Origin of the sequence: Collinsella sp. BG-O-102, assembly GCF_023656745.1 — a bacterium.
In the GTDB taxonomy this organism is placed as follows: domain Bacteria; phylum Actinomycetota; class Coriobacteriia; order Coriobacteriales; family Coriobacteriaceae; genus Collinsella.
Genome location: NZ_JAMOKO010000015.1, coordinates 28,394 through 55,045 on the forward strand (window position 1 = coordinate 28,394; position 26,652 = coordinate 55,045).

Annotated in this window: 23 protein-coding genes and 1 riboswitch; of the genes, 9 read left to right on the plus strand and 14 right to left on the minus strand. The window is 59.4% G+C overall.

Annotated elements, in window-relative coordinates:
- The first annotated feature begins 145 nt into the window (after positions 1-145).
- The 4 genes from NBH09_RS08025 (at position 146) to NBH09_RS08040 (ending at position 5,631) form a co-directional block, all read left to right on the plus strand.
- On the plus strand, positions 146-1,948 hold the full coding sequence (locus tag NBH09_RS08025; protein WP_250787645.1) for a C69 family dipeptidase: 1,803 nt from the start codon (positions 146-148) through the stop codon (positions 1,946-1,948).
- Between the two features lie 407 nt (positions 1,949-2,355).
- Positions 2,356-2,928, plus strand: coding sequence for a hypothetical protein (locus NBH09_RS08030; RefSeq protein WP_250787646.1), 573 nt, complete (start codon positions 2,356-2,358; stop codon positions 2,926-2,928).
- A gap of 212 nt (positions 2,929-3,140) precedes the next feature.
- Positions 3,141-4,892: an ABC transporter ATP-binding protein gene (locus NBH09_RS08035; RefSeq protein ID WP_250787647.1), complete on the plus strand. Its 1,752-nt coding sequence runs from the start codon at positions 3,141-3,143 to the stop codon at positions 4,890-4,892.
- Entirely contained in the window at positions 4,885-5,631 is a 747-nt protein-coding gene (locus NBH09_RS08040; protein WP_250787648.1) for an energy-coupling factor transporter transmembrane component T family protein, read from the plus strand. Before NBH09_RS08035 ends, NBH09_RS08040 begins: the two co-directional genes overlap by 8 nt.
- 126 nt (positions 5,632-5,757) lie before the next feature.
- Here the strand turns inward: NBH09_RS08040 and NBH09_RS08045 are convergent, their stop codons facing one another.
- Positions 5,758-6,504 carry an aspartate/glutamate racemase family protein gene (locus tag NBH09_RS08045; RefSeq protein ID WP_250787649.1) on the minus strand — a complete coding sequence of 249 codons (747 nt, stop codon included), beginning with the start codon at positions 6,502-6,504 and terminating at the stop codon, positions 5,758-5,760.
- 84 nt (positions 6,505-6,588) lie between these two features.
- Positions 6,589-7,845, minus strand: coding sequence for a carboxylate--amine ligase (locus tag NBH09_RS08050; RefSeq protein WP_138375278.1), 1,257 nt, complete (start codon positions 7,843-7,845; stop codon positions 6,589-6,591).
- A gap of 223 nt (positions 7,846-8,068) precedes the next feature.
- On the opposite strand from NBH09_RS08050, the gene NBH09_RS08055 reads away from it, so the two are divergent.
- Entirely contained in the window at positions 8,069-8,701 is a 633-nt protein-coding gene (locus tag NBH09_RS08055) for an MOSC domain-containing protein (RefSeq protein ID WP_195520509.1), read from the plus strand.
- A gap of 234 nt (positions 8,702-8,935) precedes the next feature.
- Positions 8,936-10,069 carry a coiled-coil domain-containing protein gene (locus NBH09_RS08060; RefSeq protein WP_195520508.1) on the plus strand — a complete coding sequence of 378 codons (1,134 nt, stop codon included), beginning with the start codon at positions 8,936-8,938 and terminating at the stop codon, positions 10,067-10,069.
- 37 nt (positions 10,070-10,106) lie between these two features.
- Here NBH09_RS08060 and NBH09_RS08065 read toward each other — a convergent pair whose 3' ends face one another.
- The 7 genes from NBH09_RS08065 to NBH09_RS08095 all read right to left on the minus strand — a co-directional run bounded on the left by NBH09_RS08065 (position 10,107) and on the right by NBH09_RS08095 (position 14,885).
- Entirely contained in the window at positions 10,107-11,486 is a 1,380-nt protein-coding gene (locus NBH09_RS08065; RefSeq protein ID WP_250787650.1) for a serine/threonine protein kinase, read from the minus strand.
- Positions 11,487-11,584: 98 nt separating this feature from the next.
- The gene (locus NBH09_RS08070) at positions 11,585-12,007 is read right to left on the minus strand and encodes an XRE family transcriptional regulator (protein ID WP_250787651.1); all 423 of its coding nucleotides are present in this window, start codon (positions 12,005-12,007) and stop codon (positions 11,585-11,587) included.
- A gap of 32 nt (positions 12,008-12,039) precedes the next feature.
- Entirely contained in the window at positions 12,040-12,483 is a 444-nt protein-coding gene (locus tag NBH09_RS08075; protein ID WP_195520506.1) for an FxLYD domain-containing protein, read from the minus strand.
- A gap of 164 nt (positions 12,484-12,647) precedes the next feature.
- Positions 12,648-12,917, minus strand: a complete 270-nt coding sequence (locus NBH09_RS08080; RefSeq protein WP_195361209.1) for a hypothetical protein — start codon at positions 12,915-12,917, stop codon at positions 12,648-12,650.
- A gap of 83 nt (positions 12,918-13,000) precedes the next feature.
- Entirely contained in the window at positions 13,001-13,342 is a 342-nt protein-coding gene (locus tag NBH09_RS08085) for a HigA family addiction module antitoxin (RefSeq protein ID WP_055309779.1), read from the minus strand.
- Positions 13,314-13,595, minus strand: coding sequence for a type II toxin-antitoxin system RelE/ParE family toxin (locus NBH09_RS08090; protein ID WP_006234335.1), 282 nt, complete (start codon positions 13,593-13,595; stop codon positions 13,314-13,316). Before NBH09_RS08090 ends, NBH09_RS08085 begins: the two co-directional genes overlap by 29 nt.
- Before the next feature lie 102 nt (positions 13,596-13,697).
- Entirely contained in the window at positions 13,698-14,885 is a 1,188-nt protein-coding gene (locus NBH09_RS08095) for an N-acetyldiaminopimelate deacetylase (RefSeq protein ID WP_250787652.1), read from the minus strand.
- 144 nt (positions 14,886-15,029) lie between these two features.
- Positions 15,030-15,198, plus strand: a riboswitch (Lysine riboswitch).
- 65 nt (positions 15,199-15,263) lie between these two features.
- Between NBH09_RS08095 and dapA the strand changes: the two genes are divergently transcribed.
- Genes dapA through dapD form a run of 3 tightly spaced genes read left to right on the plus strand, consistent with a single transcriptional unit; the run spans position 15,264 to position 19,065 of the window.
- Complete coding sequence (gene dapA / locus NBH09_RS08100; protein WP_250787653.1) at positions 15,264-17,573, plus strand: 4-hydroxy-tetrahydrodipicolinate synthase; 2,310 nt, start codon at positions 15,264-15,266, stop codon at positions 17,571-17,573.
- The gene (gene dapB, locus NBH09_RS08105) at positions 17,566-18,306 is read left to right on the plus strand and encodes a 4-hydroxy-tetrahydrodipicolinate reductase (RefSeq protein WP_195624771.1); all 741 of its coding nucleotides are present in this window, start codon (positions 17,566-17,568) and stop codon (positions 18,304-18,306) included. Before dapA ends, dapB begins: the two co-directional genes overlap by 8 nt.
- Positions 18,307-18,345: 39 nt before the next feature.
- On the plus strand, positions 18,346-19,065 hold the full coding sequence (gene dapD, locus NBH09_RS08110) for a 2,3,4,5-tetrahydropyridine-2,6-dicarboxylate N-acetyltransferase (protein WP_284703135.1): 720 nt from the start codon (positions 18,346-18,348) through the stop codon (positions 19,063-19,065).
- A gap of 246 nt (positions 19,066-19,311) precedes the next feature.
- On the opposite strand, the gene NBH09_RS08115 is transcribed toward dapD, so the two are convergent.
- From NBH09_RS08115 to NBH09_RS08135, 5 genes are all read right to left on the minus strand, one after another.
- A complete protein-coding gene (locus tag NBH09_RS08115) occupies positions 19,312-20,316 on the minus strand; it encodes a nucleoid-associated protein (protein WP_250787654.1) in 1,005 nt (334 codons plus the stop codon).
- 111 nt (positions 20,317-20,427) lie between these two features.
- Entirely contained in the window at positions 20,428-21,588 is a 1,161-nt protein-coding gene (locus NBH09_RS08120; RefSeq protein ID WP_250787655.1) for an Mbeg1-like protein, read from the minus strand.
- Positions 21,589-21,702: 114 nt separating this feature from the next.
- Positions 21,703-22,653, minus strand: a complete 951-nt coding sequence (locus NBH09_RS08125; RefSeq protein ID WP_117735270.1) for an L-lactate dehydrogenase — start codon at positions 22,651-22,653, stop codon at positions 21,703-21,705.
- A gap of 201 nt (positions 22,654-22,854) precedes the next feature.
- A complete protein-coding gene (locus NBH09_RS08130; RefSeq protein ID WP_250787656.1) occupies positions 22,855-24,018 on the minus strand; it encodes a pyridoxal phosphate-dependent aminotransferase in 1,164 nt (387 codons plus the stop codon).
- Positions 24,019-24,137: 119 nt separating this feature from the next.
- Positions 24,138-26,138 (minus strand): NAD(+) synthase, encoded by a 2,001-nt coding sequence (locus tag NBH09_RS08135; RefSeq protein ID WP_250787657.1) that lies wholly within the window; start codon positions 26,136-26,138, stop codon positions 24,138-24,140.
- Between the last annotated feature and the right edge of the window lie 514 nt (positions 26,139-26,652).

Consider the following 26,652-nt stretch of genomic DNA (forward strand, 5'->3'; position numbering starts at 1 on the left):
ATCCGCTCATCGCATATTTTGGGACGCTCATCGAGTATTTCGTCGAATTAGATGAATACTCTTTAGACTTCCGATAGGCTAATAGATGTATTTATTAGCTGAAGCTCCGTACGGTTTCGCGGGGTTTCAACGGTTGGGAGGGATTATGAGGTTTACTCATCCTGTCAACACGCTCAAAAAGCTCGGCTGCGGCCTTGCGTTTGGAGCAGCGGCCATCATGGCCATGCCGACTTCGGCACTCGCCTGCACCCAGATCTACATGGGCAGCAAGCTCACGGCAGACGGCAACACGTACTACGGCCGTTCCGAGGACTTCGGTCCGCGCTATGTCAAGCACTTTGGCATTGAGCCCGCGCACAAGGACGGCAACGAGTACACCTCGGTCGAGTCCGGTTTTGAGTACAAGTCCAAGGGCGCAACCTACCGCTACACCTTCGTTCGCGACAACCCCTCGCAGTGGGAAGATCGCTACGACGCATATTCCGAGGCAGGCATCAACGAGAAGGGCGTCTCCTGCTCTGCCACGTTGAGCACCTCCTATAACGAGAAGGCCGAAGAGGCCGACCCCATCACCGAGGAGACTGGCATTGGCGAATACAGCTATGCCAGCGTCATCTTGGGCGAGAGCGCCACGGCCCGTGAGGGCGTCGAGCTCATCGGCAGTCTGATCGACGAGCAGGGCGTCTGCTCCAACGACCAGATCATCATCGCCGACAGCACCGAGACCTGGTTGTTCGCCGCGCTTTCCGGCCATCAGTGGATTGCTATGAAGCTCGCCGATGACATCGCCTCGCTCAACCCCAACATCGGCAACCTCACCTATAACGTCGACCTCGATGACACCGAGAACTGTCTCCATTCCGAAGGCATCGAGTCCATGCCTAAGGAGAAGGGCTTTGCCGAGTACACCGACGGCAAGTTCGACGTCGCCAAGACCTACGGCGAGGAGATTAGCGAGGCCGGTATGCACCAGTGGTCGCGCTATATCCAGGGTCGTGATTACTTCATGGCTCCGCTTGCCGAGGGCACCGACTACGAGATCGTCAAGGACGAGCGCGAAGAGGCTCGCGCCACGACCGGCGCCCTGGTCCACGAGATGCAGCCGCTGTTCTTCCAGCCCGGCAAGTCCGACTGGAACACCTTTGAGATGATTCGTTCCTTCGCCGCTCGCGGCGAGAATGTCGCCAGCCTCAACGCCAACACCGACGGCGCCTATGCCATCGGCTCCAACCGCAACACCGAGATCCACACCTTCCAGATCCGTCAGGGCATGGACCCCGAGATCGCGACCATTCAGTGGGAGATGCTCTCCAACGCCGAATTCTCCGTCGCCATCCCCTTCTACTCCGCACTGCTCACCGAGGTCAGCCCCTACTTCAGCGATCAGGATGTCTCCTTCGATCACTGCGAAGAGGAAGACGTCGTGAACAACGAGGAGCCCAAGAACTCCATCAACTACGTCCTCATGGACATCAACACGCTCGCCTATGAGAACCGCGACCACTGCGCCACCGGCGTCCGCGCCTATCTCGACGCCCTGCAGAAGGAACTCATCGAGCAGAACCTGACCGTCGACGAGGCCATGCAGGCCGAAGAAGGCACCGAGGCCCGTACCGCCCTGGCCAACAAGGCCGGCAAGGCTGCAACCAAGAACACCTATGTTAAGTGCAAGGCCATGCTCGAGGAGATGCGCGACTACCTCAAGGAGGGCGATTTCTCCGAGGAGTTCGTCCCGAGCGACTACGATGCCGACAACGACTGCCTGGTCGAATCCATCACCTACGCCGACGAGGCCCTTTCCGATGAGGACGTGACCGAGCCAGAGGCCGAAGAGGAAGAGGTCACCGAGGAGAAGTCCGAGGGCAACAACATGGCCGCCATGGCCGTTGGCGCCGTCGTCATCATCGGTGTCTGCGCCTACGTGATCTATCGTCGCAAGAAGGCCTAAGACCCTCATGTCCTAGCTGAGCGGGCGGGGCACATGAGTCACCTCGCCCGCTCAGCCCGCTCTTTTGACCGACGGGAAACCCGCCTGAAATCTTTTCAAAAAAGATTTCCCCGCACACACTTCGCTGTGCTATAGTGCAGCGCAACAGCAACTAGGTGCGACCGCGCCACGGCATCACGAAAGGAGCCACCAACATGAAGCACACGATGAACTCTCTCAACAACTGGTGGTGGCGTGATGCGAATACGATCGGTCGACAGTGAGTCCCTCACGCCTGTTTTTGCGCTCTAGGTGATTGGAAGGCCTCCGGTTTCGACCGGGGGCCTTTTTCTATCTCGAGCCCGATCGCATTCGCATCACGCGCCTCCGCTTTTCTCTTGCACTCCCATTCCGAAAGGATTTTCACCATGTCTCAGAACACCACCGCCACCCAGCCCCGCACCGTCCAGACCGCCGACCGCGGCAAACTTGACGTCCGTGCTCTCGTCCTGCTCGCCATCCTGCTCGCTGCCGGCTTCATCCTCAACTTCACCGTCGGCAAGGCCATCTCGGGCATCTCGGGCGGCATGATCAGCCCCGAGTTCATCATCTCGGCCTTCTGCCTCACCATCCTGGTCGTTCGCCCCAACATCGGCCAGGCGCTCGTTATTGGCCTCATCTCGGCTGCCGTGATCCAGATCACCACCACTTCGCCGTTCGTCGATTTTGCCGCCGAGGGCATCGCCGCCATGCTCATGGCCGGCATCGTCAACGCCGCTGGCAAGAACGGTCAGGTCAAGCCCGCCATCGCCATTGTCGCAACCTTCCTGACCACCTTTGTCTCCGGCGCCATCTTCATGATCATCAAGATGGCCATGCTCGGCGTGGTCGGCGAGCTCGCCGCCGCCATGCTGCCCGTCGTCGCCATGACCGCCGTCTTTAACGCCATTCTGGTCGGCGCCCTCTACTTGCCCATCCAGAAGGCCCTGAAGCTCAACTAACCCGTTCGGCTTTACGAGCCACCCCATCTTGGCGTTCATTCGTCGCTCGCGCTCCCAAGCACGCTTCGCTCCTCTTTCGCGCTAACCTGGGGTCCTTCGTAAAGCCGTCTCCGTGCTTCACCACCAAAGACTGTCCCAAACGACTAGCTTTTGGGGACGTTCTTAAACGACTAGTCATTAAAGAACGTCCCCAATGACTATGAAAGGTATCCATGGAAACGATCATCAACGTCGACGATGTCTCGTTCTCCTATGGCACGCAGACCGAGCAGGCGCTCAGCCACATCTCGCTCAGCGTGAACAAGGGAGATTTCATCGGCATCATCGGGCCCTCGGGCGCCGGCAAGTCCACGCTTGCCGCCTGCCTGTCAAGTGCCGTGCCCCACCACTACACCGGCACGTTCTTTGGGTCCGTCATGGTTGACGGCCACGACACCTGCGAGGCCTCGCTCACCGACGTGTCGCAAATCGTCGGCAGTGTGCTGCAGGATATCGACACGCAGATGGTCGCTTCGGTCGTCGAGGACGAGATGCTCTTTGGCCTCGAGAACTTTGGCGTTCCCCACGACCAGATCGAGCAGCGCGTGAGCGAAACGCTCGAGACCGTCGACATCAGCGACCTGCGCGACCGCGAGATCGCCACGCTCTCGGGCGGACAGAAGCAAAAGGTAGCCATCGCCGCCATCCTCGCCATGCGCCCGCGCGTCTTGGTTCTCGACGAGCCCACCGCGGCACTCGACCCCGCTAGCTCCACGTTGGTCTTCGAGACGCTGCGTGAGGCAAACCGCGCACTTGGAATCACCATCGTCGTCGTTGAGCAAAAGGTCGCCCTGCTCTCGGAGTACTGCAACCGCGTGTTCGTGCTCAACCATGGCGAAATCGCGCTGCAGGGCGAGCCACACGAGGTCTTCGCGCATACCGACGAGCTCCGTGCCATCGGCGTCGACTGCCCTCGCGTCACGCGTATCTTCAATAGCCTCGAAACCGATGGCCTGGTAAGCGGTACCCCCTGCTTGGATGTCGATGAGGCCGAGCGCCTGATTTCAGGCATCGTCGACCCCGCACACGCGGCCATCGAAGCCCAGGCGCCCGCCGGTTCCCCGCATGCACCGTCGTTGCGTCCTCATGCCAAGGACGCCGAACCCGTACTCACCTTCGACCATGTTGAGTTTGCCTATCCCAATGGCGGCGCCGCCGTACACGACCTCAACCTGACGCTCTATCCCGGCGAGCTCATGGGCATTGTCGGCCAAAACGGCGCCGGCAAGACCACGCTCACCAAACTGCTCACAGGCCTGCTCAAGCCCGCCTCGGGCAGCGTGCGCGTCACGGGACTGGATACAGCAGCCGTCCCCACGAGCCGCATTGCCCGCGAGGTCGCGACCCTCTTCCAAAACCCCGACCGCCAGATCTGCAAGGACACCGTGCTCGACGAGGTCGCCTTTGGCTTGGAGCTTGGCGGCATGGACCGTGCCGAGGCTCTGCGTCGTGCTCAACTCGTCATCGACCGCTTTGGCTTGCCGGCCGACGAGGCGCCCTTCTCGCTTTCGCGCGGCCAGCGACAAATGGTGGCGCTTGCCTCCGTCGTAGTGGTTGAGCCCAAGATCGTCGTGCTCGACGAGCCCACGAGCGGCCTTGATTACCGCGAGTGCATGACCGTCATGGAAACGGTGCGCACCATGGCCGAGCGCGGTTGCGCCGTTATCATGGTCTGCCACGATATGGAAGTCGTCTCGGATTTTGCCGAGCGCATTGTGGTAATGGCCGACGGTCGCATCCTCGACCGCGGCCGCACGCACGAGCTATTCTCGAACATCGATCTCATGCGGCGTGCCTACGTGGAGCCTCCCCAGGTTATTGAACTCTCGCGCCGTCTGGCATCTTCCGTCTCGCCCGCTTTTGCGCAGGTGAGCGAGGTCACCGATGTCGTTCGAATTACCAAGGAGATGGTCCACCGTGGTTAACGTCATCGACTACATGCCGGGTGACACGCTGCTGCATCGCCTGAACCCCGTCGTCAAACTGGGCCTCGCCGCCGCCATCATCGTCGGCATCTTCTTGTCCGACACCTACGTGGCGCTGCTGGGCTTTTTGGCACTCACCCTTGCGCTGGGTGCCTATGCCGGCGTCGTCGACCGTCTGTTCTCGCTGCTCAAGTTGCTGATCCCGCTCGCGCTTATCATGCTGGTGCTCCAGCTGGCCTTTATGCGCGATGGCAACGTGGTGTGGGGCTTTATCACCGACACGGGCCTCATCACAGGATCGAAGGCCTGTCTGCGCCTACTGGGCGTGGCGTTACCACTCATCCTCATGCTCATGGTGACCAAGCTCAACGACCTTGCCAACGCCTGCGTCGAGGTGCTGCACGTGCCGTATCGCTATGCCTTCACCTTTACCACGGCACTGCGCTTTGTGCCGGTGTTTGGCCAGGAGATGAACGCCATCATGGAGGCGCAGACCGCGCGCAGCGTCGAGTACGACACCAAGAACCCCATCAAGAAGCTCAAACTCATGCTGCCGTTGTGCGTGCCGCTGCTTATCTCGAGCGTGGGCAAGACCGACGCCACCGCGCTTGCCGCCGAGCAGCGCGGCTTTTATCTGCGCACGCGCGCCAGCTCGTATAAGCGTTACCCCATCAAGGGTCTGGATATCGCCGTGCTCGCCATCAGCGCCGCCCTCATCATCCTGGGATTCCTGTTCTAGCTCATCGTCAGCACCAACCGCCTAATGCAAAAGGCCTCGGCTCGCACCAAACGAGCCGAGGCCTTTACTGTTTCCCCAGATAAAAACCTACCAAAATATACCTGTCCCCTTTTGGCAGGTCGAGGGCTATTGGCGGTAGGGGGCGCCGCTGCGAATGATGGATTCACGCACCAGGACGTCCATGGCGTCGAGGGTGATCTCGGGCATCTCGCGGTACTTCTGCAGCACCGAAAGCTCCGTGCAGGCCAGGATGACGCGGTCGCAGCCGCTGCGGGCGAACTCCCACATCACGCGGTCGAACTTGTCCATATCGGGCTCGCGTCCGGCCTTGACGTCGCCGTAGATGAGCGACATCACGTCGGCCTGACGCTTCTCGCTGGGGTAGACAACCTCGACGCCCACAGCCTCGCATTCGCGCCCATAGACGCCCGCACCCACGGTTCCGTCGGTGCCCATGATGCCGATCTTGCGCACCGGCTCTGCCGGCATGCTCAGGTTGGGATCGAACTCGCACTCCCCCATCACCGCACCGGCCAGAGCATAGCGCACCGACTCGCGCGGCATGTGGATAATCGGCACCGTCGTAAACGACTGGATCTGGTCGTAGAAGTAGTGTGACGTGTTGCAGGGAATGGCGATGTGCGCACAGCCCAGCGACTCAAGTGCCTGGGCGCACTCCTTCATGGTCGCCAGCAGCTCGGCATGCTCACCGGTCTTGATGGCCAGCGTGCGGTCGGGCATGGTCGACTTGGAAAGCACCACCATGTCGATATGTTCCTGGTCGCACGTAGCGGCCGTATGGCGCACCACCTGGTCGTAGTAATACGACGTGGCCTCGGCGCCCATGCCGCCGATAACTCCCAGCTTTTCCATCGCCGCCTCCTTGGTGACGCTTGCGCAATTGCGCGTATCATACCCGCGCCCGCCCGATGTAAACCGGACGGGCGCCGCACTCGTCTACTTGTAATACGTCTTGAACAGCTTAAAGTGACGCAGCTTGGTGTGCCACATGCGCAGCCAGCGGTTAAAGACAAAGTCGCCCTTCATAAACGAAGGGTCGGCCCCCTTGCCCTCCCTATCCAGGCGATGCACCTTAGCGCGCAGCTCGGGATCCTTGACGTACTTGTCGACGACACCCATGGGGACGACCATCCACAGCGCCTCGTCCTGCGCCGTCACAAACTCCGGCTCAAACGGGCGGTTGAACACATACTCGTCTACCACGTACTTGGCAACGTTAAAGCCGCTGTTGGTGACATAGTAGTTGCTGCGGCCCTGACGGGTATTGAAGTCGAAGAACTTAAACGAGCCATCGCGCTCGTCATACTTCACGTCAAAGTTGGAATAGCCCACAAAGTGAAGGTCCTCGAGCAGCTTGCGCACGCCACCCATAAGCTCGTCATTGGGCTCGGTGATGATACAGGCATGGTTGCCAACGCCATGGGGCTGATGCTCCTCGAGCAGCACGTGGCCCAGGCACATCATGCGTACCTTACCGTTGCGATCGGAATAGCTGGTGAGCACGCGCATGTACTCGTCGTTGCCGGGCACGCGGTCCTGCAAGATCAGGTCGTCGGTGTAGCCGCTGGCATACGAATCGCGAATGACCTGTTCCAGCTCGGCGCGGTCGGCAATCTCATAGGCCTTCTTCTGGCCCTCGAACTCATGTTGCCACCACATGATGCCGTCGGACGGCTTCAGGATCATCGGGAACGGGAAGTCGATCTGGTCGAGCACTTCGGCCGGCGCCTCGCCTTGCGCATTGAGCATCTGCGCAGTAAAGGTAAAGGTGTGCGGATACGGCACGCCATGCTTCTCGCACAGCTCGTAGAAGATCTCCTTCTTCTGGCACTGCTCGAGCATGCTGTAGGGTGCATAGGGCGCAACGATGTTATCCGCCAGCTCATCGGCATCCTTTGCCTGGGCCACCAGGGCAACATAGTTATCGCCGCAGCCCATCAGGACGATCGTCTTATCGGCATGCGCCTGGGCAATGCCGTTGACGGTCTCGAGCATCACGGGCATGGTATCGATGTCGACATTGGGCGTGTAGTCGATAATCTGGCTTCGATACGCAGGGCCCGTCTGATACTTGCCAAAGACCAGACTCTTGACCTGATACTCTTCGTAGAAGGCGCGCGCCACCGAATAGGCGTTGATGTCGCCACCGAGCAGCACGGGAATGAACTCGCGCTCTGTAAATTGCAATGCCATGGAAACTTCCTATCATGAACTGCCCGCACAACGGGCGGTCTTAGTGCAACCGATTCATTCTAGCGTGCCAAACCGCCAGCACCCAAAGTTCCACCGTATCTATGGCAATCGGAGGATCAGACTCGAGCAAAGACGGCCCTCACCGCTGTACGACAACGGGCAATGAACCTACCGTTGTTGTAGGATTCAACATATTGTCATCCTCAAAGCGAAAGGCGCACGCGTGCCCCAAGAACATCTGACCGACAACCCCATCCTTGACGCTGCAAAACGCGAGCTAGCGGAACGTTCTCAAACGACCGCTCCCCTACGCACCGCCAGCAACGCCTACGAAGGACCCGCCCGCATCGTTTCGATCAACACGTCGGCGCACAAAGGCACACGCAAGTCACCCGTCTCCGATGGGCACGACACCGTCATTGAGCAGTTTGGCCTCGCTTCCGATGCACACGCCGGGCACTGGCACCGCCAAGTCTCGTTTTTGGCCGCAGAATCAATCCAGACTGCCCAGCATCGCGGGCTCGATGTGCACGAAGGCGACTTTGGGGAGAACTTCACCACACAAGGTATCAACCTGCTTTCGCTCCCCCTGGGCACACAGCTCAAGATCGGCAACGACGTTCTGGTCGAGATCAGCCAGATCGGCAAGGTCTGCCACACCCGCTGCGCTATCTACTATCTCGCCGGCGACTGCATCTTTCCCCACGAGGGCGTTTTCGGCGTGGTACTAAAGGGCGGAGAGGCCAACGCCGGTGACGAAATCCAGGTAGTCAAGCTCGGCGACGCCACCTGTTCGTTCACCCCCGCCGAGGCCCTCGAAGAGATTGAGCAGGCTCGCCAGAAGGGCACGCTGTAGTTATAAAACCCCACGTTGAGATGGCTTTTACAGCCCAAAACTCCTCTCAAACAGAGCTCTGTAACGTTAAAGTTGAACTCTATGGTTTCTCAACAATTCATCATAACTGCAGGTCAAAGCCAAAGCCTCAAGTTCAACTTGACCCTTTGGAACCTTTAAGGTTCAAGTTGAGGTCGAAAGCAGTAGTAGAATACCGTTCGAACCATAACCTACGATTGATTGCAGAGGGACTGGATGCAGCATTCGAATCATCGCACCGCAGCGTTCATTGCGTCGAAGCCGGCTCGTATCATCACGAGCGCCGTGCTCGCCGTTGCGCTGACGGCCACGCCGATGCTCTCCCCCGTTGCGGCGTATGCCGCCTCGCAGGCAACGCAGGACCAGCTTTCCGCAGCCCAGCAGAAGATCGAAGCCGCCACGAGCGCCTACAACGACGCCCGCACCAAACTCGATGACCTGCAAAAGCAGATTGACTCCAATGAGGCAAGCATCGAGGAAATCGAGGCCAAGCTTCCCGAGCAGCAGGCCAAGGCAAGCTCCGCCATGCGCGATCTGTACAAGTATCAGAAGGGCACCAATCCCATCGTGAGCTTCCTGGTCAACGCACAGAGCCTGGGTGAGTTCATCACGACCTGCAAATACACCAACCAGATCACGAGCTCGAGCGTCGACGAGATCGAACAGCTCAATAACATGCAAACCGAACTCGAGCAGAACAAGGCTGAGCTCCAGCAGGCCAAGTCTCAGCTTGAGGCAGAGCAGAAAAACGCCGAGGATGCGCTGGCACAGGCCCAGCAGCTCCGCAGCGAGGCACAGGCAAAAGCCGAGCAGGAAAATGCCGCCGAGCTTGCCAAGCTTGAGGCCGATAAGGCCGCTGCCGCCGAGAAGCTCTCGGGCGAGGGCGTAAGCGGCAGCAATTCCAGCAGCCAGGCCACCAACACCAACACCACCATCGACACCACGGTGAACAACGCCAATACCGGTAGCTCCGATTACGATTCGTTCATTAATGAGTGGACGAGCCGCATCGACAATTATCTCGCCGGCTCCCCCATGGCAGGCCAGGGCTATAACTTTGCCGTCGCCGCTTGGAATACCGGTGTCGACCCCCGTTGGTCCCCCGCCATCGCCTGCATCGAGAGCACCAAGGGTGCTTATTGCGCCAATTCTTACAACGCCTGGGGCTGGAGTGCCCGTGGCGGCGGTTGGCGCAGCTTTGGCAGCTGGAGCGAGGGCATCTCCGCTCACGTTGCCTATCTGGGCGCCAACTACGGCTCCACCCTTACCCCGGCAGCAGCCAAAAAGTACTGCCCGCCCACGTGGCAGGACTGGTACAACAAAGTCGCCGCTCAGATGAACCGCATCTAAGTGCAACTGCAAAGGGCCCCAATGGGGCCCTTTTCTTTTAGGTAGCGGAGGTATCGACGACGCCGGTCGCATTGGCAACCGCGACTATGACGATCATGCATAGGAGCAGCACACCCAATGCCTTGAGCCAGAGTTTCGCGAGTTTCTTGCCGCGATAGCTGTCGAGCAGCGCGAATCGCCGACGAAGACGACGCTTGTCGAACAGCGCAAAATGCATAAGCACCATAAGGCCATCGACAAAGAAAAAATACTCGATTATGAGAAGCCACGTCGGGTAGCTTTGGTTTGCTCCCGTGGGGTGAAAGACGGCAAAGTGACTTCCGGCAAAGAACACAAGCAGCGAGAAGAAGACGAGCGTATTCCAAATGCGCCCCAGAGACTCCGGAACGCGAGAGAGCAGACCGCATGCAGTGGAGGCGGCAGGCCTAGGAAGCCCTGTGGGGTTCTGGAGTCCTTGGGGCGTCAACACCGTCTCCGAGGCCGGAGTACGGACAAGCACAGGCGCAGGAGGCCGCACGGGGCGACTTAGATCGTATGCCGCGCGCGTCGCCCGTCCCAACGCTTCCGCGCTCGCAAAACGCTTGGCCGGGTCGAGCGCCATCGACATGCAGACGGCATCGGCAAGTGGAGTGGGAATGCCGCATGCCTCACATTGCTCGCGCATGTCGAGCCCTGGTTTAGGGTCGACTCCCGTCAAGCAAAAGAACAACAGGGCCCCAAGTGCGTAGACATCGCTGCGCACACTCGTCTGCCCAAACCCATACTGCTCGGGCGGCGCATAGGGTCGCGTGCCAAACTTGACGGTGTCAGCATCGGCGCCATCGCGCCATACGCGCGCGATCCCCAGGTCGATAATCACCAGCGATGAAAATGCCAGGCCGTCATCAGGCGTATAGTTGGCACCTGTCACGATGATATTCGACGGCTTGAGGTCGCGATGGATCACCGGCGCCGACGTCTCCCCCACCATTGCAAAACCGGCATGGAGCTCGCCCACGGCATCGCATAGGGCAGGATACAATTCACGCGCATAATCGGGGGTGGCTCCCAGACGGTCCACCAGCGCCCCGAGTGTCTCCCCTTCGATGTATTCCATAACCACGTTGAGCTCGTCGCCCACACGACGACAATCGACGATTCTGGGCAGGTGCTCAAAACGCCTGCCTGCCCGCTGAGCGGCAAACAGACGCTCGTATGCCCCGCCGATTTGAGCCGAGGCATCGATGCGTTTACGAACAAAGGGACCGAGCGAACCACCGCCGGTTCCTTCAAAGTACACGAGCTCGGTTGTTTCGACGGACGAGCGCTTAAGTACACGCTCCACGCGATAGCTGTCGTCGCGATCGAGCGACGCCAGGTGCTCGGCAAGCGCTGCGGTCAGCTCGTCATCGGAATATGTTGGGCTCTGAGTATCCATAGCCTCCATCATAGCGCAGGGCGCAGACACCCCATGGCATCTGCGCCCCGTTCGCTTGCATCGTTGTTCGGCAGCTCCGCCGGCTCAGATATCAGCCGCTAACTCACCGTCTCCTCGCCAAAGCGATACAGCTCCTCGTTGACCTTTTGGAGGCTGCACCCGCGATCGATGCAAAAAATGATAATCGCATCGCGGCGGTCCTTGCAGTTAAGGACGCTTACCCCGGCAGCCATCAGCGCACGGTTGGTTTCTTTGAGCGCCAGCGCCATCGCAAAGGCAATCTGCAGCACCTTATTGCGGCTCGGATGCCGCGCACCGGTAAAGATCTGATAGCCAAAGGTCTCATTGAGATCGGCCATACGAACCACGCGCGAGCGCTCCAAGCCCTTTTCCTGCAGTAGCTGCTTCAGGTAGTCCGAAAGCGACGGGGCGGCAAAGTCGTGTTCTTTGATATAGCCATCGATGTTTGGCGCGTCGAGAAGCTCATTGAGTAACTCGTCAGTCAGCTTTTTATCGGGCATACGACTTCACCTCCCCCAGTGCATACAACATGCTAAAAACCGCTTACGTCCGAACGCTCCCAACTGGCGACCTGATCGGGAGACACCGTGCCCAGCGCCTCGAACTTCCAGGAGCCGCCCGCCTTCAGATGATTGGTGTTTGCAAGAGCCGTTCCAACCTGGTTGCCATCAGCATCATACAGAACATACTCAATCTGAATGTAGCTCTTTTCCTTGTCCGTGTTATTGGTCAGCGTCCCCGTGATCTTATAGGCAAACTGATTGGAAGTGTCTTCAGCCTCGTCAGCAATGGTATACGGTTCTTGCGGTTCTTTTTGCTCCTCAGCCTGCTGTGTCGTCCCGGCAGGTTTTGCCGAATCGCTCGCAGGCGAATCGGTTGAGTTGCCGCCCATAGAGCCCACGGCACCGACAATAACCAGCACCACGATGACGCCTAGGACAATCTTACCGATCGGCTTCTTTCCCTCTTTTGCCATTATTCATCCTTCCTACGATCCGGCTACCGTGCCGGCACACAGCACATCGTAGGAAGGATTAAACTTGAATTCATTAGCTGAGAGCTAAGGTTGCGGTAAACGGCCAATGCAGTTATCCAAACGCCGAGCAAACGCACTTTGCGCGACCGTCTGCCGGCAGCGCATCAACCCACCGTGACGGATTCCCCGGTAAAGGCACTGACCATCAACAGGACAAAGAACACCAGGTAGCTGACACTCAGCGGGTACGCAATGACCAGGAATACAACCCAGCCGACATTGGTTTTACCGCCGGCACGGCGTCGCTCGCGATTGCGGCAGAGCCAAATCGTCACGCCGATGGCAGTGATAAACAGTACGAGTGCCGCCGCAGCCAGCCCAGCAAGCGCAAACATCACGCCAATGCTCACAGCAATAACCGGAAGCAACAACAAGCCGCATCCACACCCACCGGGACTATAAACGGCAGACTGTCGGCGTCGTTCCATCGTCACTCCAACCTCAATATCTTTGAGCACTACAACGCAGCGGCCTGCTGGACAGGAACGATCTTATTCAGCTCCGGTTCGATCCGCCTTTTCTCGGCCTCAAGGTCAAACGCCACCTGAGCGCGCAGCCAATAACCATCCGTCAGGCCAAAATAACGGCAAAGACGGAGGTCGGTGTCGGCCGTCACGCGACGTTTTCCCAAGACAATCTGCCCGATACGCTGAGCCGGAATCCCAGTCTCTTTCGCAAGGCGATATTGAGAAATGCCCATGGGAACAAGAAACTCCTCTTTGAGAAGCTCACCAGGAGTCACCGGCGACAGCAAATCGGCCGAAGTCTCATCACTTGTGATAATCGACGATTTCGACATTCCAAGCCATCTCCTGTCTCCACTCAAAACAGACCCGATAGCGCTCGTTAACACGGATGCTATATTGACCGGCACGATCGCCCTTCAAAGCTTCCAGGCGGTTGCCCGGTGGAACGCGAAGATCATCAAGCGAAGCACAAACCTGCAGTTGGCGAATCTTCCTCAACGCAACACGCTCAAAGGGCACGAACCTCCTGACCCGCACACCCATGGCAAAGCGTTCGGTATCCTCATCTTTATACGATGCAATCATAGTATCGCCTTACGTTAGTAACGTCAAACGTTTCTATAGACTTACATCTCTATTATATCGTACGTTTGTTCGTGTTTTCTAGAACAAATAGTCCTTTGCGCCTTAGTCAAGCAAAAGCAATCGTTTGTAGACATCGAGGCCTTTGAGAAGGATTTCCTCGTCGAAGAGCATGCTATCGGTATGCAGAGCGCTTGTGGCATAGGCGGGACAGCCATCCGAATCACTCGGGTTGTCTTGGTCCTCTGGCATACCCGTGCCCAGCAGGAAAAACACGCCCGGCAGATGGCGTTGATAGAACGCGAAATCCTCGGCGATCAGCAGCGGTTCCTCCACAAGCTGCAGCCCGGGCAAGGCAGGCGCGACGCTGGCAAACAACTCGGGGTCGTTGTCGACCGGCGGATAGCCCTCGGCAAAGTTGAGATCATACGTGCAGCCCGTTGCGGCACAGGCATCGTCCAGCACGCGGCGCACGCCTTCGCGCGCCCGGTCGAACATGTCGTCCGTAAACACACGCAGGCTTCCGGCCACATGGGCCTCCCCCGCCACCGCGTTGCAAACCGTACCGGCCTGCAGCAGACCAAACTTACCGATACAGGGCTTGTCGGTGCCCAGCTCGTCCATCAGTTCGCGCTCGGCAACCAAGAACTTGGCAGCCGCCAGCGCCGCATCGTGCGACTCCTCGACCGGAACGCCATAGGTCTTAGCGATATGGATGCTCGTCCCGTGAATATGAATGTGTGTCTCACTCGAACGCGCCAGCAGCGGACCGGAACAACTCGCCAACGTGCCGGCAGGCAGATCGGGCCACACATGGAAGCCAAAAATGCGGTCGGCCCCATAGCGCTCGAACACACCGCTCTCGCATACCGTCTTGGCACCACCGGTCGTTTCCTCGGCCGGCTGGAACACAAAGAGAACATTGCGCCTAATGGCGCCCGGATGCTCGCGAATCGTACGGTCGACATACGTCGCGGCGGCAAGCGCCATGGCCATGTGTCCGTCATGTCCGCAAGCGTGCATCTTGCCGGGATGGGTTGAGGCAAAGGCCGCTCCCGTCGCTTCCGCGATGGGCAGCGCATCCATATCGGCGCGAATCGCCGTGGCATGCGCGGCATCAACGCCGGCGTCGAAGAAAGCACAGACGCAGCTGGGGCACGGATGGGTCACTTCGCAGGTGAGCGGTGCCAGCACGCCCTCGATATAGGCAATGGTTTGCGGAAGATCGAAATCGAGCTCCGGAATGCGATGGAGATCGCGGCGATAGCGACGGAGTTCTTGGAGCTCGGTCATAGAGGATCCCTTCGTGAGGCACATCTGTTGCAACTTATTGTGATACAGGATTGTGGCGCACATGTTTCCAGCATATCCCTGCATTTTTTAAACGTTATATACGAATACTCTTGTTTGGTAAAGTGCAACGTGGTAGGGTCGTTACCACTTGATAGAGGCGCGGGCACGAAGAACCGCGGGCGAGCCGGCAGGCTTTGACCCCGTGGGGAGGCGAAACCCGCCGAACTGGGCTTTTCGGGCACGAACAACCTGGTGGGCCTGTGGGAAACACCCACAGGACTGTCTGCAGCAATGCGGGAGCGCTATCCGGACATTGGGTCCACGCTATGCGGATTCGATGCGCAGATGGCGCCGTCTGGATAGCGAGGTTTACGGGACATGGCATTGACCCCCAACGAGGCATATGCGGCCAAGCAGCCGTTTGTGGACAAGGAGACACTCGAGCATATCGTCGAGCAGTTCCCCACGCCGTTTCATCTATACGACGAGGCGGGCATCCGCCGCAACATGCAAGAAGTGCGCGACGCCTTTGCATGGAACCCGGGCTTTAAGGAATACTTTGCCGTCAAGGCCAACCCCAACCCGGCGCTCATCTCCATTCTCAACGAATACGGCTGCGGCTGCGATTGCTCGAGCTATACCGAGCTCATGATCGCCCGCTCACTGGGTATCACGGGACACGACATCATGTTCTCGTCCAACGACACACCGGCTGCCGACTTTGAGCTCGCCGACAAGCTGGGTGCCATCGTCAACTTTGACGACATCAGCCACATCGGGTTCTTTGAGCGCGTTGCGGGGCCCATCCCCAAGACGGTCAGCTGCCGCTTTAATCCAGGCGGCCTGTTCCAGCTCTCCAACGGCATCATGGACAACCCGGGCGACTCCAAATATGGCATGACCACCGAGCAGCTCTTCGAGGCCTTCCGCATGCTCAAGGCCAAGGGCGCCGAGGACTTTGGCATCCACGCATTCCTTGCCAGCAACACTGTCACCAACGACTACTACCCCAAGCTCGCGCGCATCCTCTTTGAGCTTGCCGTACGCCTGGAGCGCGAGACCGGCGCACACGTCGCCTTCATCAATCTGTCCGGCGGCGTCGGCATCCCCTACCTGCCCGAGCAGCAGACCAACGACATTCGCGCCATCGGCGAGGGAGTACACGCGGCATACGACGAGATCCTGGTTCCCGCCGGCATGGGCGATGTGGCGATCTGCACCGAGATGGGCCGCTTTATGATGGGCCCCTACGGCTGCCTGGTCACCAAGGCCATCCACGAGAAGCAGATCTACAAGGACTATATCGGTGTCGATGCAAGCGCCGTCGATTTGATTCGCCCTGCCATGTATGGCGCCTACCACCACATTACGGTAATGGGTCAGCCGGGCGGCGCCGACAAGGCCACAGCGTCCGTCACGAACACCTATGACATCACGGGCAACCTATGCGAGAACAACGACAAGTTCGCTATCGATCGCGAGCTGCCGCATATCGACATGGGTGACCTGCTTGTAATCCACGATACCGGCGCGCATGGCTACTCCATGGGCTACAACTACAACGGCCGTCTGCGCTCCGCCGAGGTATTGCTGCACCCCGACGGCTCAGCAGATCTCATTCGTCGCGCCGAGCGCCCGGACGATTACTTTGCCACGCTCGACGTGCTGCCGTGCGGCCGAGAGCTGCTGGCCAAGTCGCGCGCCGAAAGTGCCCGCCGTCGCGCCCAAGACGAGCGCCTGGCCGTCGCCGTTCAATGGAACAAACGCATCCAGATCGCGGACGCGAAGGAGAAGAACATGGACATCCGCAATCTCGAGGGCTCAATCGTCGCCCTCGTCACGCCGTTTAAAAAGGACGGCAGCGTCGACTTCGACGCGCTCGAGCGCCTTATCGATTTCCACCTGCAAAATGGCACCGACGCCATCCTCACCCTGGGCACCACCGGCGAGAGCGCCACGATGACCGATGACGAGGACAACTCCGTCGTCGCCGCCGTGGTCAAGCATGTTGCAGGACGCGTCCCCGTCATCGCCGGCTCGGGCTCCAACTCCACGCAAACCATGCTCACCAAGTCGCTCACCTACCAGGGTTTGGGAGCCGACGGCCTGCTGCTCATTACCCCCTACTACAACAAGTCCAATGAAGAGGGTATATATCAGCACTTTAAGACCGTCGCCGATGCCGTGGACATCCCCTGCATCCTGTACAACATCCCCGGCCGCTGCGGCTGCGGCATCAGCGAGCGCAACGTAGAACGCCTGGCCGCACATCCCAACATCATGGGTATTAAGGAAGCCTCGGGCAACGTCGCCCACGCGGCCAAGATTGCCCACCTGCTGTCCGACGACTTCCGCATGTACTCGGGTGAGGATGCCCTCACCGTGCCGCTCATGAGCCTGGGCGCCTCGGGCACCATCAGCGTGTGGGCCGACGTTCAGCCGCAGCTCGTGCACGATATGTGCCGCGCCTATCTGGACGGCGACGTGGAGCGCGCCCGCGATATCCAGATTGCCGGTCAGCCGCTCATCAATGCCCTCTTTAGCGAGGTCAACCCCATCCCCGTCAAGGAAGCGCTTGCTCAGATGGGTATGATCGAGGCAAACTACCGCATGCCTCTATGCCCCATGGCAGACGGCACGCGCGCTGCACTTACCGATGCTCTGAAGGGAGCTGGTCTGCTTGATTAAGACTGTCATTATGGGAACGGGCCGCATGGGCTCGCTCATCCGCACCACCGCCGAGGGCGTTGTCGACGCCGCCGGTCAGCCCGTTTTTGATATCGTCGCCCAGATCGGTTTTGATCTGTCCGAGCTCGAGAGCGTCCCGGCAGCCGACGTCATCATCGACTTCTCGAACGTCGTGACCTTCGATGCCATCGTCACCTATGTCGAGCGCACGGGTGCCGCGTTGGTCTCGGGCACCACAGGCTACACACCCGATCAGATGGATCGCCTGCGCGAGCTGGGTCAGAGCACCCGCGTCATGCACTCCGGCAATTACTCCATCGGTATCGCAGCCCTGCGTCATCTGGTAGCACAGGCCACGCGCGAGCTGCCCGGCTTTGACTGCGAGATTGTCGAGACGCACCACAACCAAAAGGTCGACGCTCCCAGCGGCACCGCCAAGTTGTTGCTCGACGCCGTCGCCGAAGCCGAGCCCGAGGCAGGCTACCACCCCGTCTATGGCCGCGAGGGCATGTGCGGCGCGCGTGACCCCAAGGAAATCGGCATGCACTCGCTGCGCGGTGGCACTGTCGCCGGCGTGCACGAAGTGAGTTTCTTTGGCCAGGACGAGGAAGTCACGCTCACGCATCGCGCCACGAGCCGTCAGATCTTCGTCAACGGCGCCCTGGCAGCCGCGCAGAAGCTCGTCACCCGTGAGCACGGCTTCTATACGTTTGACCAGGTCATGTTTGCCTAACCAGGTATCAACCGAATCCACCCAAAGGAGAGATAGCAAATGAGCAGCGCAGCCGAGATGGATGCACAGGAGATTATCAACTACATCGCCACCGCGCCCAAAAAGACGCCCGTCAAGCTGTACGTGCGTGAAAAGCCCGGCATGAAGGTCCAGTGGGGCAATGCGCACGTCTACGGCGGTCGTCGTGGCAAGACCGTCTTTGGCGACTGGGATGAGCTCAAAGCCATCCTCGATGCCAATGCCGACTCCATCGACTACTACGACGTCGAGAATGACTGCCGCAATTCCGCCGTCCCCATGCTAGACCTTAAGGGCATCAACGCCCGCATTGAGCCGGGTGCGATCATTCGCGACCGCGTCGAGATCGGCGACCGCGCCGTCATTATGATGGGCGCTATCATCAACATCGGCTCCGTTATCGGCGAGGGCTCTATGATTGATATGGGCGCCGTCCTGGGCGGCCGCGCCACCGTGGGCAGGAACTGCCACATCGGCGCCGGCACCGTACTGGCAGGCGTCGTTGAGCCCGCGAGTGCCACGCCCGTCATCATCGAGGATGATGTCATGATTGGCGCCAACGCCGTGGTCCTGGAGGGCGTGCGCGTGGGCAAGGGCGCCGTCGTGGCTGCCGGTGCCGTGTGCGTCGAGGACGTCCCCGCCGGTGCCGTCGTGGCCGGTGTCCCCGCCCGCGTCATCAAGATGCGTGACGAGAAGACCGACAGCAAGACCGGTCTCGAGGAAGGCCTGCGCCAGCTGTAGGGTTACGCGGTTTTACCAAACCGCGTAACTAGTCGACGCTACAAACGACCCAGAGCGGCAATCTGACGTTCAATCGTCGGTCGCGTACCGAAGTACGCTTCCCTCCTCTTTCACGTCACCTTGCTCGCTTAGGGGCGTTTTCGCTGACGTATGCTCAACCTACGGCGCAATTCAGCTCCAAGCAAAAAGGCCGAAGCCCTCATCCGAGGCTTCGGCCTTTGTTTTTTTGCAGTGTCCAAGCACAGTTTATCGATTCTCGATGCTGCCGATATTCTTGAGCTCGATGGAGATGAGGCCGTTGGGTTCGTTGACAAACTCGATGTACTCGGAGTTCGAGCCCATCTCGGCCGGGAAGCTGATCTCGATACCCGTGTCGGTACGGATCTTATGATTGCGCACCGCCGCGCGTTCGACCTGCTTGCGCTCCACGGGCACACGCTCAGGCACTTTCTCCTCGGTCAGTGCCGCGCGCACACTCTCCTTGATAACCGGTTCGTCCTCAAAGACCTCGTCGACGATATCCCAAGGCGGCAGCTCCTCGTCATCCTCGACCTTCTCGGCAACGGCAGCCTTAACCTTAGCGAGCGCTATAGCCGTGTTGGCACCGTGCTCCTCGGCGACTTCCTCGACCACACGCGTCACGGTGTCGATGACCTCCTTGCCCGATACGCCCGTGTCGCACTGCAGCAGGCCATCGGGGATAAGCATACAGTCCTCGCCGGCAATCTTGCGCTTCTTGTCCACGTAGCCGATCTCCATGGTACTCGCGCGCACGATGGCATAGCTCGGCACCTTTTGCGAGGGGTTTGGCAGAATGGCGTAGTGGCGCGCGATGTCGTTGCGCACCTCCCCCTCCTCGCGGCCCACTTCGTGCATAAAAGCCTGCTTGGAGCCCAGCAGCATCACGGCAAACCAGCGGGCATCCTCATCGTCGTCAAAATCGGCCACGAGCACGTCGGTGGACTCGGCTTTCTCGGCTTTGGTGAGCTCGGAGGAAATAAACTCCGCAATCTGCTGCGACAGGTCCACGAACTCGCGCTCGCCAAAGAAATAGCCCTTGAGCTCGCCACCAAACGCAGAGCTCTCGGCAAACGTGGCGCGTTTATTGTCGGCCGAGGTGCGTGCGCGGCGCAGATGCGTGGTCACGAAGTTGCGCACGGTACGACTCTCGATATCGAGCTCGCGCTGGCTCATGACGTTGACGGCAGAGTCAAAGTCCAGGATATGCAGAATCGCGTGATTGATTTTCATATACGGCATTCCGTTCTAGATCGATTTCGGCACGAACCAGTATAGCGGTCGAGCCCGCCCCAGGCGCATCGAAGATTGGTGCATCGGGGACAGGTTGCTTTGCACCAATGGCTAGCGCAGGAGCTCGGACTGCCAAGTCTCGAGCTGTTCTGCCAAACTCTTGCCGGCAGCGGGCATGTCGATCTGGGGTCGTTTGGGCAGCAGTGCGCATTTAAGGATTGCCGCGATGGTCTGCGAGACAAAGCGTCGCGTATCCTTGTCAAAGCCTTGCGTAGCCTGGAGCATCACGGGCAGGCTCTCGCGCAGATTCCCAGCGATATCCGCAAACCGCTCAGCACCCGTAGCCTCAAACACGGAGAACAACGCATCTACAAAACGCTCGCGCTCGCTAGGCGACACTGCAAGCAGCATCTCGCGAATAGAGCCATCAACGTATCGAGCACCGGCGGACAGGCGCTCGCAGTACACGAAGTCGCGACCATCAACCACCCAGCTAAAGGGATTGTGTTGCAGCAGGCTGAACTCGGTGCTCTCAACGATGGCATAGTCCTCCTGTGTCTCGAACATCATGCCAAAGATCGACGACCGAGGTAGCGTCTTGTCGATTCGACCGGAAAGATCGGCAAAGGCGTCGCCGTTCAGGAACTCCTCGACGAAACCCGGACCATCATGGGAATATGCCCGTTCGATTCGCTCACGGGCGACATCGGAGCACATTGCCGCACCGTACACCGCAAGGTTTCCACCCTTGGAATGACCTCCGCACAAAAGCGGCCCGTCAATCGCATCCGCCGCCTCGTCCACATAACGTGCCGCGGATTCCTGGGCCGGCACAGGACACCGGAACGCCATGTTAAAGTCCTCTTTCCAACCCACAATCGTGCTGTCGGTCCCCCGGAAGGAAAGGTAACTAAACCCCGCCGGAAACCGGAACGCCATGGCTGCAAACTGCTCCGTCGCCACCACATCGCTCACAGCACGATAGCCGCAAACGTGCACGCCACGGTAGCGAGGACTTGCTGCCACGGCCTCCAACAAGGCCCTGCTCCCCTCCGGGTCCCACAAGTCGTCAATCATGTCCCGATAGCACTCGGCACGCAGCAGCTCGCGTACGTCCAGGCCCTGCCAGTTCGTCAGCTCCGCCATATCACCCGGCAAACGCAAATAGGACAACCACGCAAAGACCAGGCTATCCACCGCGCAGAACGGCCGCTCCTCAAACGGATCAAACGCCGTCTGGGCATAGGTCAAAAAATTAGGCGAATCCGACATGGCCCTCCCATCGACTATAGTGCATTGGGGTCAGGTTACTTTGCACCAAAAAAGCGCCCGGGCCGCGTGGACTCGGACGCCTTCATTGTAGCTTTTCGCTCTAGCGAGCTTGATTTAGCAGGAGAAATCGACGCTGTCGATGATGTCCTTGAGGGCCTTGGCGGAGACGGTGAGCTCATGCTGCTCGTCATCGTTCAGCGGCACGGGGACGCGGCAGACAACGCCGTCGCGGCCAACGACGGTCGGCATGGAGATGGCAAGATCGGACAGGCCATACTCGCCCACCATGAGCGAGGAGACAGGCAGAACGGTCTGCTCATCGCGCATAACGGCGGTGCAGATGCGCTTGACGGCCATGGCGACGCCATAGTAGGTGGCGTGCTTCTTCTCGATGATGGTGTAGGCGGAGTTCTTGACGTCCTCGGCGATGCGCTTCTCGGCGGCCTCATGCTCCAGATGGCCGTGAAGCTCGCAGAAGGTGTTCAGCGGCACGCCGGCAACCTGGGCGCTGGACCAAGCGACGAACTCGGAGTCGCCGTGCTCACCCATGACATAGGCCTGAACGTCGCGCGGGTCAACCTCGACGTGGGCACCAAGCATCTGCTGCAGACGGCCGGTGTCGAGCACGGTACCGGAACCGATGACGTGGCCCTCGGGCAGGCCGGACATCTTGATGGCGGCGTAGGTCAGAACATCGACCGGGTTGGAGACGATGAGCAGAATGCCGTCGAAGCCGGACTTCTTAATCTCGGGGATAATGGACTTAAAGATGTTGACGTTCTTGTTGACCAGGTCCAGGCGGGTCTCACCGGGCTTCTGGGCAGCGCCAGCGGTAACGACAATCATGGCGGCGTCGGCGACATCGGAATAATCGCCGGCGTAGATCTTCATCGGCTCGGCAAACGTCATGCCGTGCGCGATATCCAGGGCCTCACCCTCGGCGCGGTTCTTGTCCACGTCGATGAGGACCATCTCGGAGAACAGACCACTCTGCATCAGCGCGAACGCCGAAGACGAACCGACGAAACCGCAGCCGACAATAGCGACCTTCTTCTCGTTAACCATTAGAAACTCCCATCTCTCTCCACAAACAAGCCGCCCGGGAACGACCCGAGCGGCTTGTCGTAATCCCAATACATCCAATCGGGACTTTGATTATGCTCCTATTCGCAGCCAAAAATCGACCGTTTACCGAAATTGTTTGCAGGATTCGTAAAATAACTGCACGAAATCGGTTTCGATATATTGACGAGGCGAAATAGCTTTCTAATACAGGCCCGCCTCGCGAATGGCCTCGACAGCCAAAGCAATCTGATCGGGCGGCAGGACCAGCGCCATGCGCACGTGCCCCTCGCCCGAAGGACCAAAGCTCGCGCCCGGCGTCACCACAACGCCGGCCTTCTCCATGAGCTCCTCGCAAAACGCCATGGAATCGGTGCGACCACCGGGAAGCTTGGCCCACACAAACATGGAGCCATGCGCGTTGGGACGCTCCCAACCCAGGTCCTCAAGACCGTCGCACAGGGCATCGCGGCGCTCCTGGTACTTCAGACGCTGCGCCTCGACCTCATCGCGCGGACCGTTCAGGCAGGCGATAGCAGCCTTCTGGATCGGGAAGAACATGCCAAAGTCGATCTGGCCGCGCAGCTTGGCAAAGGCAGAGACCACGTCCTCGCGGCCGACCAAAAAGCCAATGCGGGCACCGGTGACGTTAAACGACTTGGAAAGCGAGAAGAACTCCACGCCCACCTCGAGCGCACCGGGATACTGCAAAAAGCTGCCACCCGGCTCGCCGTCGAACACGATGTCGGAGTACGCGTTGTCATGGACGATGAGCAGGTCGTGCTCGCGGGCGAAAGCGATGATCTCCTCGTAGATCTCGGGCGTGCCCACCGAGCCCACCGGGTTCGCGGGCAGCGACACGATCATATACTTGGCACGATCGGCCACCTCGGGATCGATACCCGCCACATAGGGCAGGTAATTGTGCTCGGCAACCAGCGGATAGTACTCGAGCTTGGCATCGGCGATCTTGGCACCCGCCTCAAAGACCGGGTAGCACGGATCGGGAACCAAAATAGTGTCACCCGGATCGAGCAGGGCCAGGCCCAAATGACCCACGCCCTCCTGCGTGCCGTTGCACGACTGCACCATGGACGGTGTAATGCCCGAAACGCCAAAGCGGCGCTCATAGTAATCGCACACGGACTGCTTGAGTTCGGGCAGGTCGCGCAGGGCATACTTCCACATCTCGGGATCTTGCGCCGCTTGAGTGAGCGCCACGACCACGTGGTCGTACGGCTTAAAGTCGGGCGTGCCCACGCTCATGTTATAAATGGTCTTGCCCTGAGCCTTCAGCGCAAGCAGTTTGTTGTTGAGCGAGGCGAAGACCTCCGCGCCAAAGCGGTCGAGACGCTGCGATGCCTGCATGGTGCCACCTTTCGATATAAAAAAACGCGGCGCTCCGACAAGAGCGCCGCGCGATACGGGCCATCAGATTGCAAAAGTGTAACGCTTGCAACCCCCGTATTGGTTCAATTTAGCCAACCTTAATCAACCGGATTGAGCGCATCGATCTGCGCAAGCCACAGACGCGAGCTGGCGTCACTCGGCATACGCCAATCGCCGCGCGGGCTGAGCGTCACCGAGCCCACCTTGGGACCATCGGGCAGGCAGCTGCGCTTAAACTGCTGGGCAAAGAAGCGACGGTAGAACGTACGTAGCCACGTGTGGACGGTCTTGGCGTCGTAGGCGCCCTCGAAGCTCTTGAGCGCCATGCGGTAGATCTTGCCCGGCTCAAAGCCAAAACGCAGCAGGTAGTAGAGGAAGTAGTCGTGCAACTCGTACGGGCCCACCAAATCCTCGGTCTTCTGCGCAATCTCGCCGTCGCCCGTGGGCGGCAGAAGCTCGGGGGACACCGGCGTATCGAGGATATCGAGCAAGACCTCGGCAATGCGCCCGCCAAAGACATCGGCGGCATAGCGTACCAGATGGCGCACAAGCGTCTTGGGCACGCTCGCGTTGACGGCGTACATGCTCATGTGGTCGCCGTTATAGGTAGCCCAGCCGAGCGCCAGCTCCGACAGGTCGCCCGTGCCAATGACAAAACCGCCAGCCTGGTTGGCCAGATCCATCAGAATCTGCGTACGCTCGCGCGCCTGGCTGTTCTCGTAGGTCACGTCTTGGACGGCCGGATCGTGCTCAATGTCCTTGAAGTGCTGCTCCACAGCCGCGTGGATCGAAACCTCGCGGAAGCTCACACCCAGGTCGCGAGCGAGCGACTCGGCATTCGACTTGGTGCGATGCGTCGTGCCGAAGCCGGGCATGGACATGGCTGTGATACCAGTGCGCGGCAGCCCCAGTGCATCGAAGGCACGCACGGTCACAAGCAGCGCTAGCGTGGAGTCCAAGCCGCCCGAAAGGCCGATAACCGCAGCCTTGATACCCGTGTGGGCAAGGCGGGTCTTGAGGCCCGCAGTCTGCAGATCGAGGATCGTCTCGCAGCGCTCGGCCAAGTCGCCGTGGTCGGCCGGCACAAAGGGCGCGCGCGGGAAAACGCGGTCGATATCGCAGGCATCGCGCAGGACAGGTTCTTCGGCCAGCACGCCCTCAAACGAAAATTCAACGGTCGTGGCCTCCGGCGCATCGTCCGCGCGCGTCCACGTCGTCGAGCGACGGCGCTCGGCAACCAGACGGTCAAGATCGACATCGGCGACGGCCATATCGCAGGTAAGCAGTTTGGTCGCGGCGAGCTTCGAACCGTTTTCGTAGACAAGGTTCTCGCCTGCAAAGACCATGTCGGTCGTGGACTCGCCCTCGCTCGCGTCCGCATAGGCATAGGCGCAGTACAGGCGTGCGCTCTGGTTAGAGATGAGGCTGCGGCGATAGTCTGCCTTACCGATGATTTCGTCCGAAGCCGACGGGTTGAGAATCACCGTCGCACCGGCAAGCGCCATCTCGGTCGAAGGGGGCGCCGGCACCCACAGGTCCTCGCAGACCTCAACGCCCAGCACCATATCCTCGGCACCCTCGTCACAGCAGCGGTAGACAAGCTCCGAACCCAGCGGAACCGGACCCTGACCGGCAAACTCGACCCACACAGGATCTGCGGGCGCCGGAGCAAACCAGCGGCGCTCGTAGAACTCGCCATAGTTGGGCAGATGCTTCTTGGCCGTGAGGCCCAAAAGCTCGCCCGCGCAGCACACGGCGGCGCAGTTGTAGATATTCTCGGCAACCGCAACGGGAAGACCGATGGTAAAGACAATCGGCAGCTCACGAGTCTCATCGAGGATATGCATCAAAGCAGCCTCGCAGGCATGCAGCAGCGTGCGATTATGGAACAGGTCGGCCGCGGTATAGCCGCACAAGTTGAGCTCGGGCAGCACCAGCGCGCGAACGCCGCGCTCGGCAGCCTCGCGAACAGCCGCCAATGCAACCTCGACATTGTCCTCGACATCGGCAACGCGAATCTGCGGCGACGCCGCCGCCACACGCAAAAAGCCATCGTTCTTATTAGCCGAAACGCAGCATTGCCTTGTTGATCTGGACACTGGAGGCCCCTTCTACCCTGAGATTCAGTCTAACGGACGTTCACATATCTCTAACTAGCCAAAGCAACCTCCCAGTTTACTGAGAGGCCAACCTGTGCTAAGAGCATGTATTTCAATAATATCTTTAATTAAAAAGGAGAAATCGATAATCGACTTCTCCTTTAAGCGAGGCGAGTAAATTTCGAAACTAATGGCAGAATTTATCCATGTAGTCCTCAAAGTCGAACACTTCTACCACGACGCCCTCTTCCTGAAACTCTTTCAGTTGCTCCAAGAGATCTTTGTTAATAACGTCCATGCAGAAACCTCCTCTATCTAATCAATTGTAGTATATCTGCTTTCATGCAATTATCAACCAACTTGTTTAGTTGCTCCTCGTTTGCCGATAGTCCCTTGATTATCGACTTTATCCGAACACCTCCCACATTCATCCGCACATGTACGGATGAATGTGGGAACCCGATACCCTGAGGGCCGGATCGGTCGGCCCCGGGAGATCGGAGGACGGCATGTC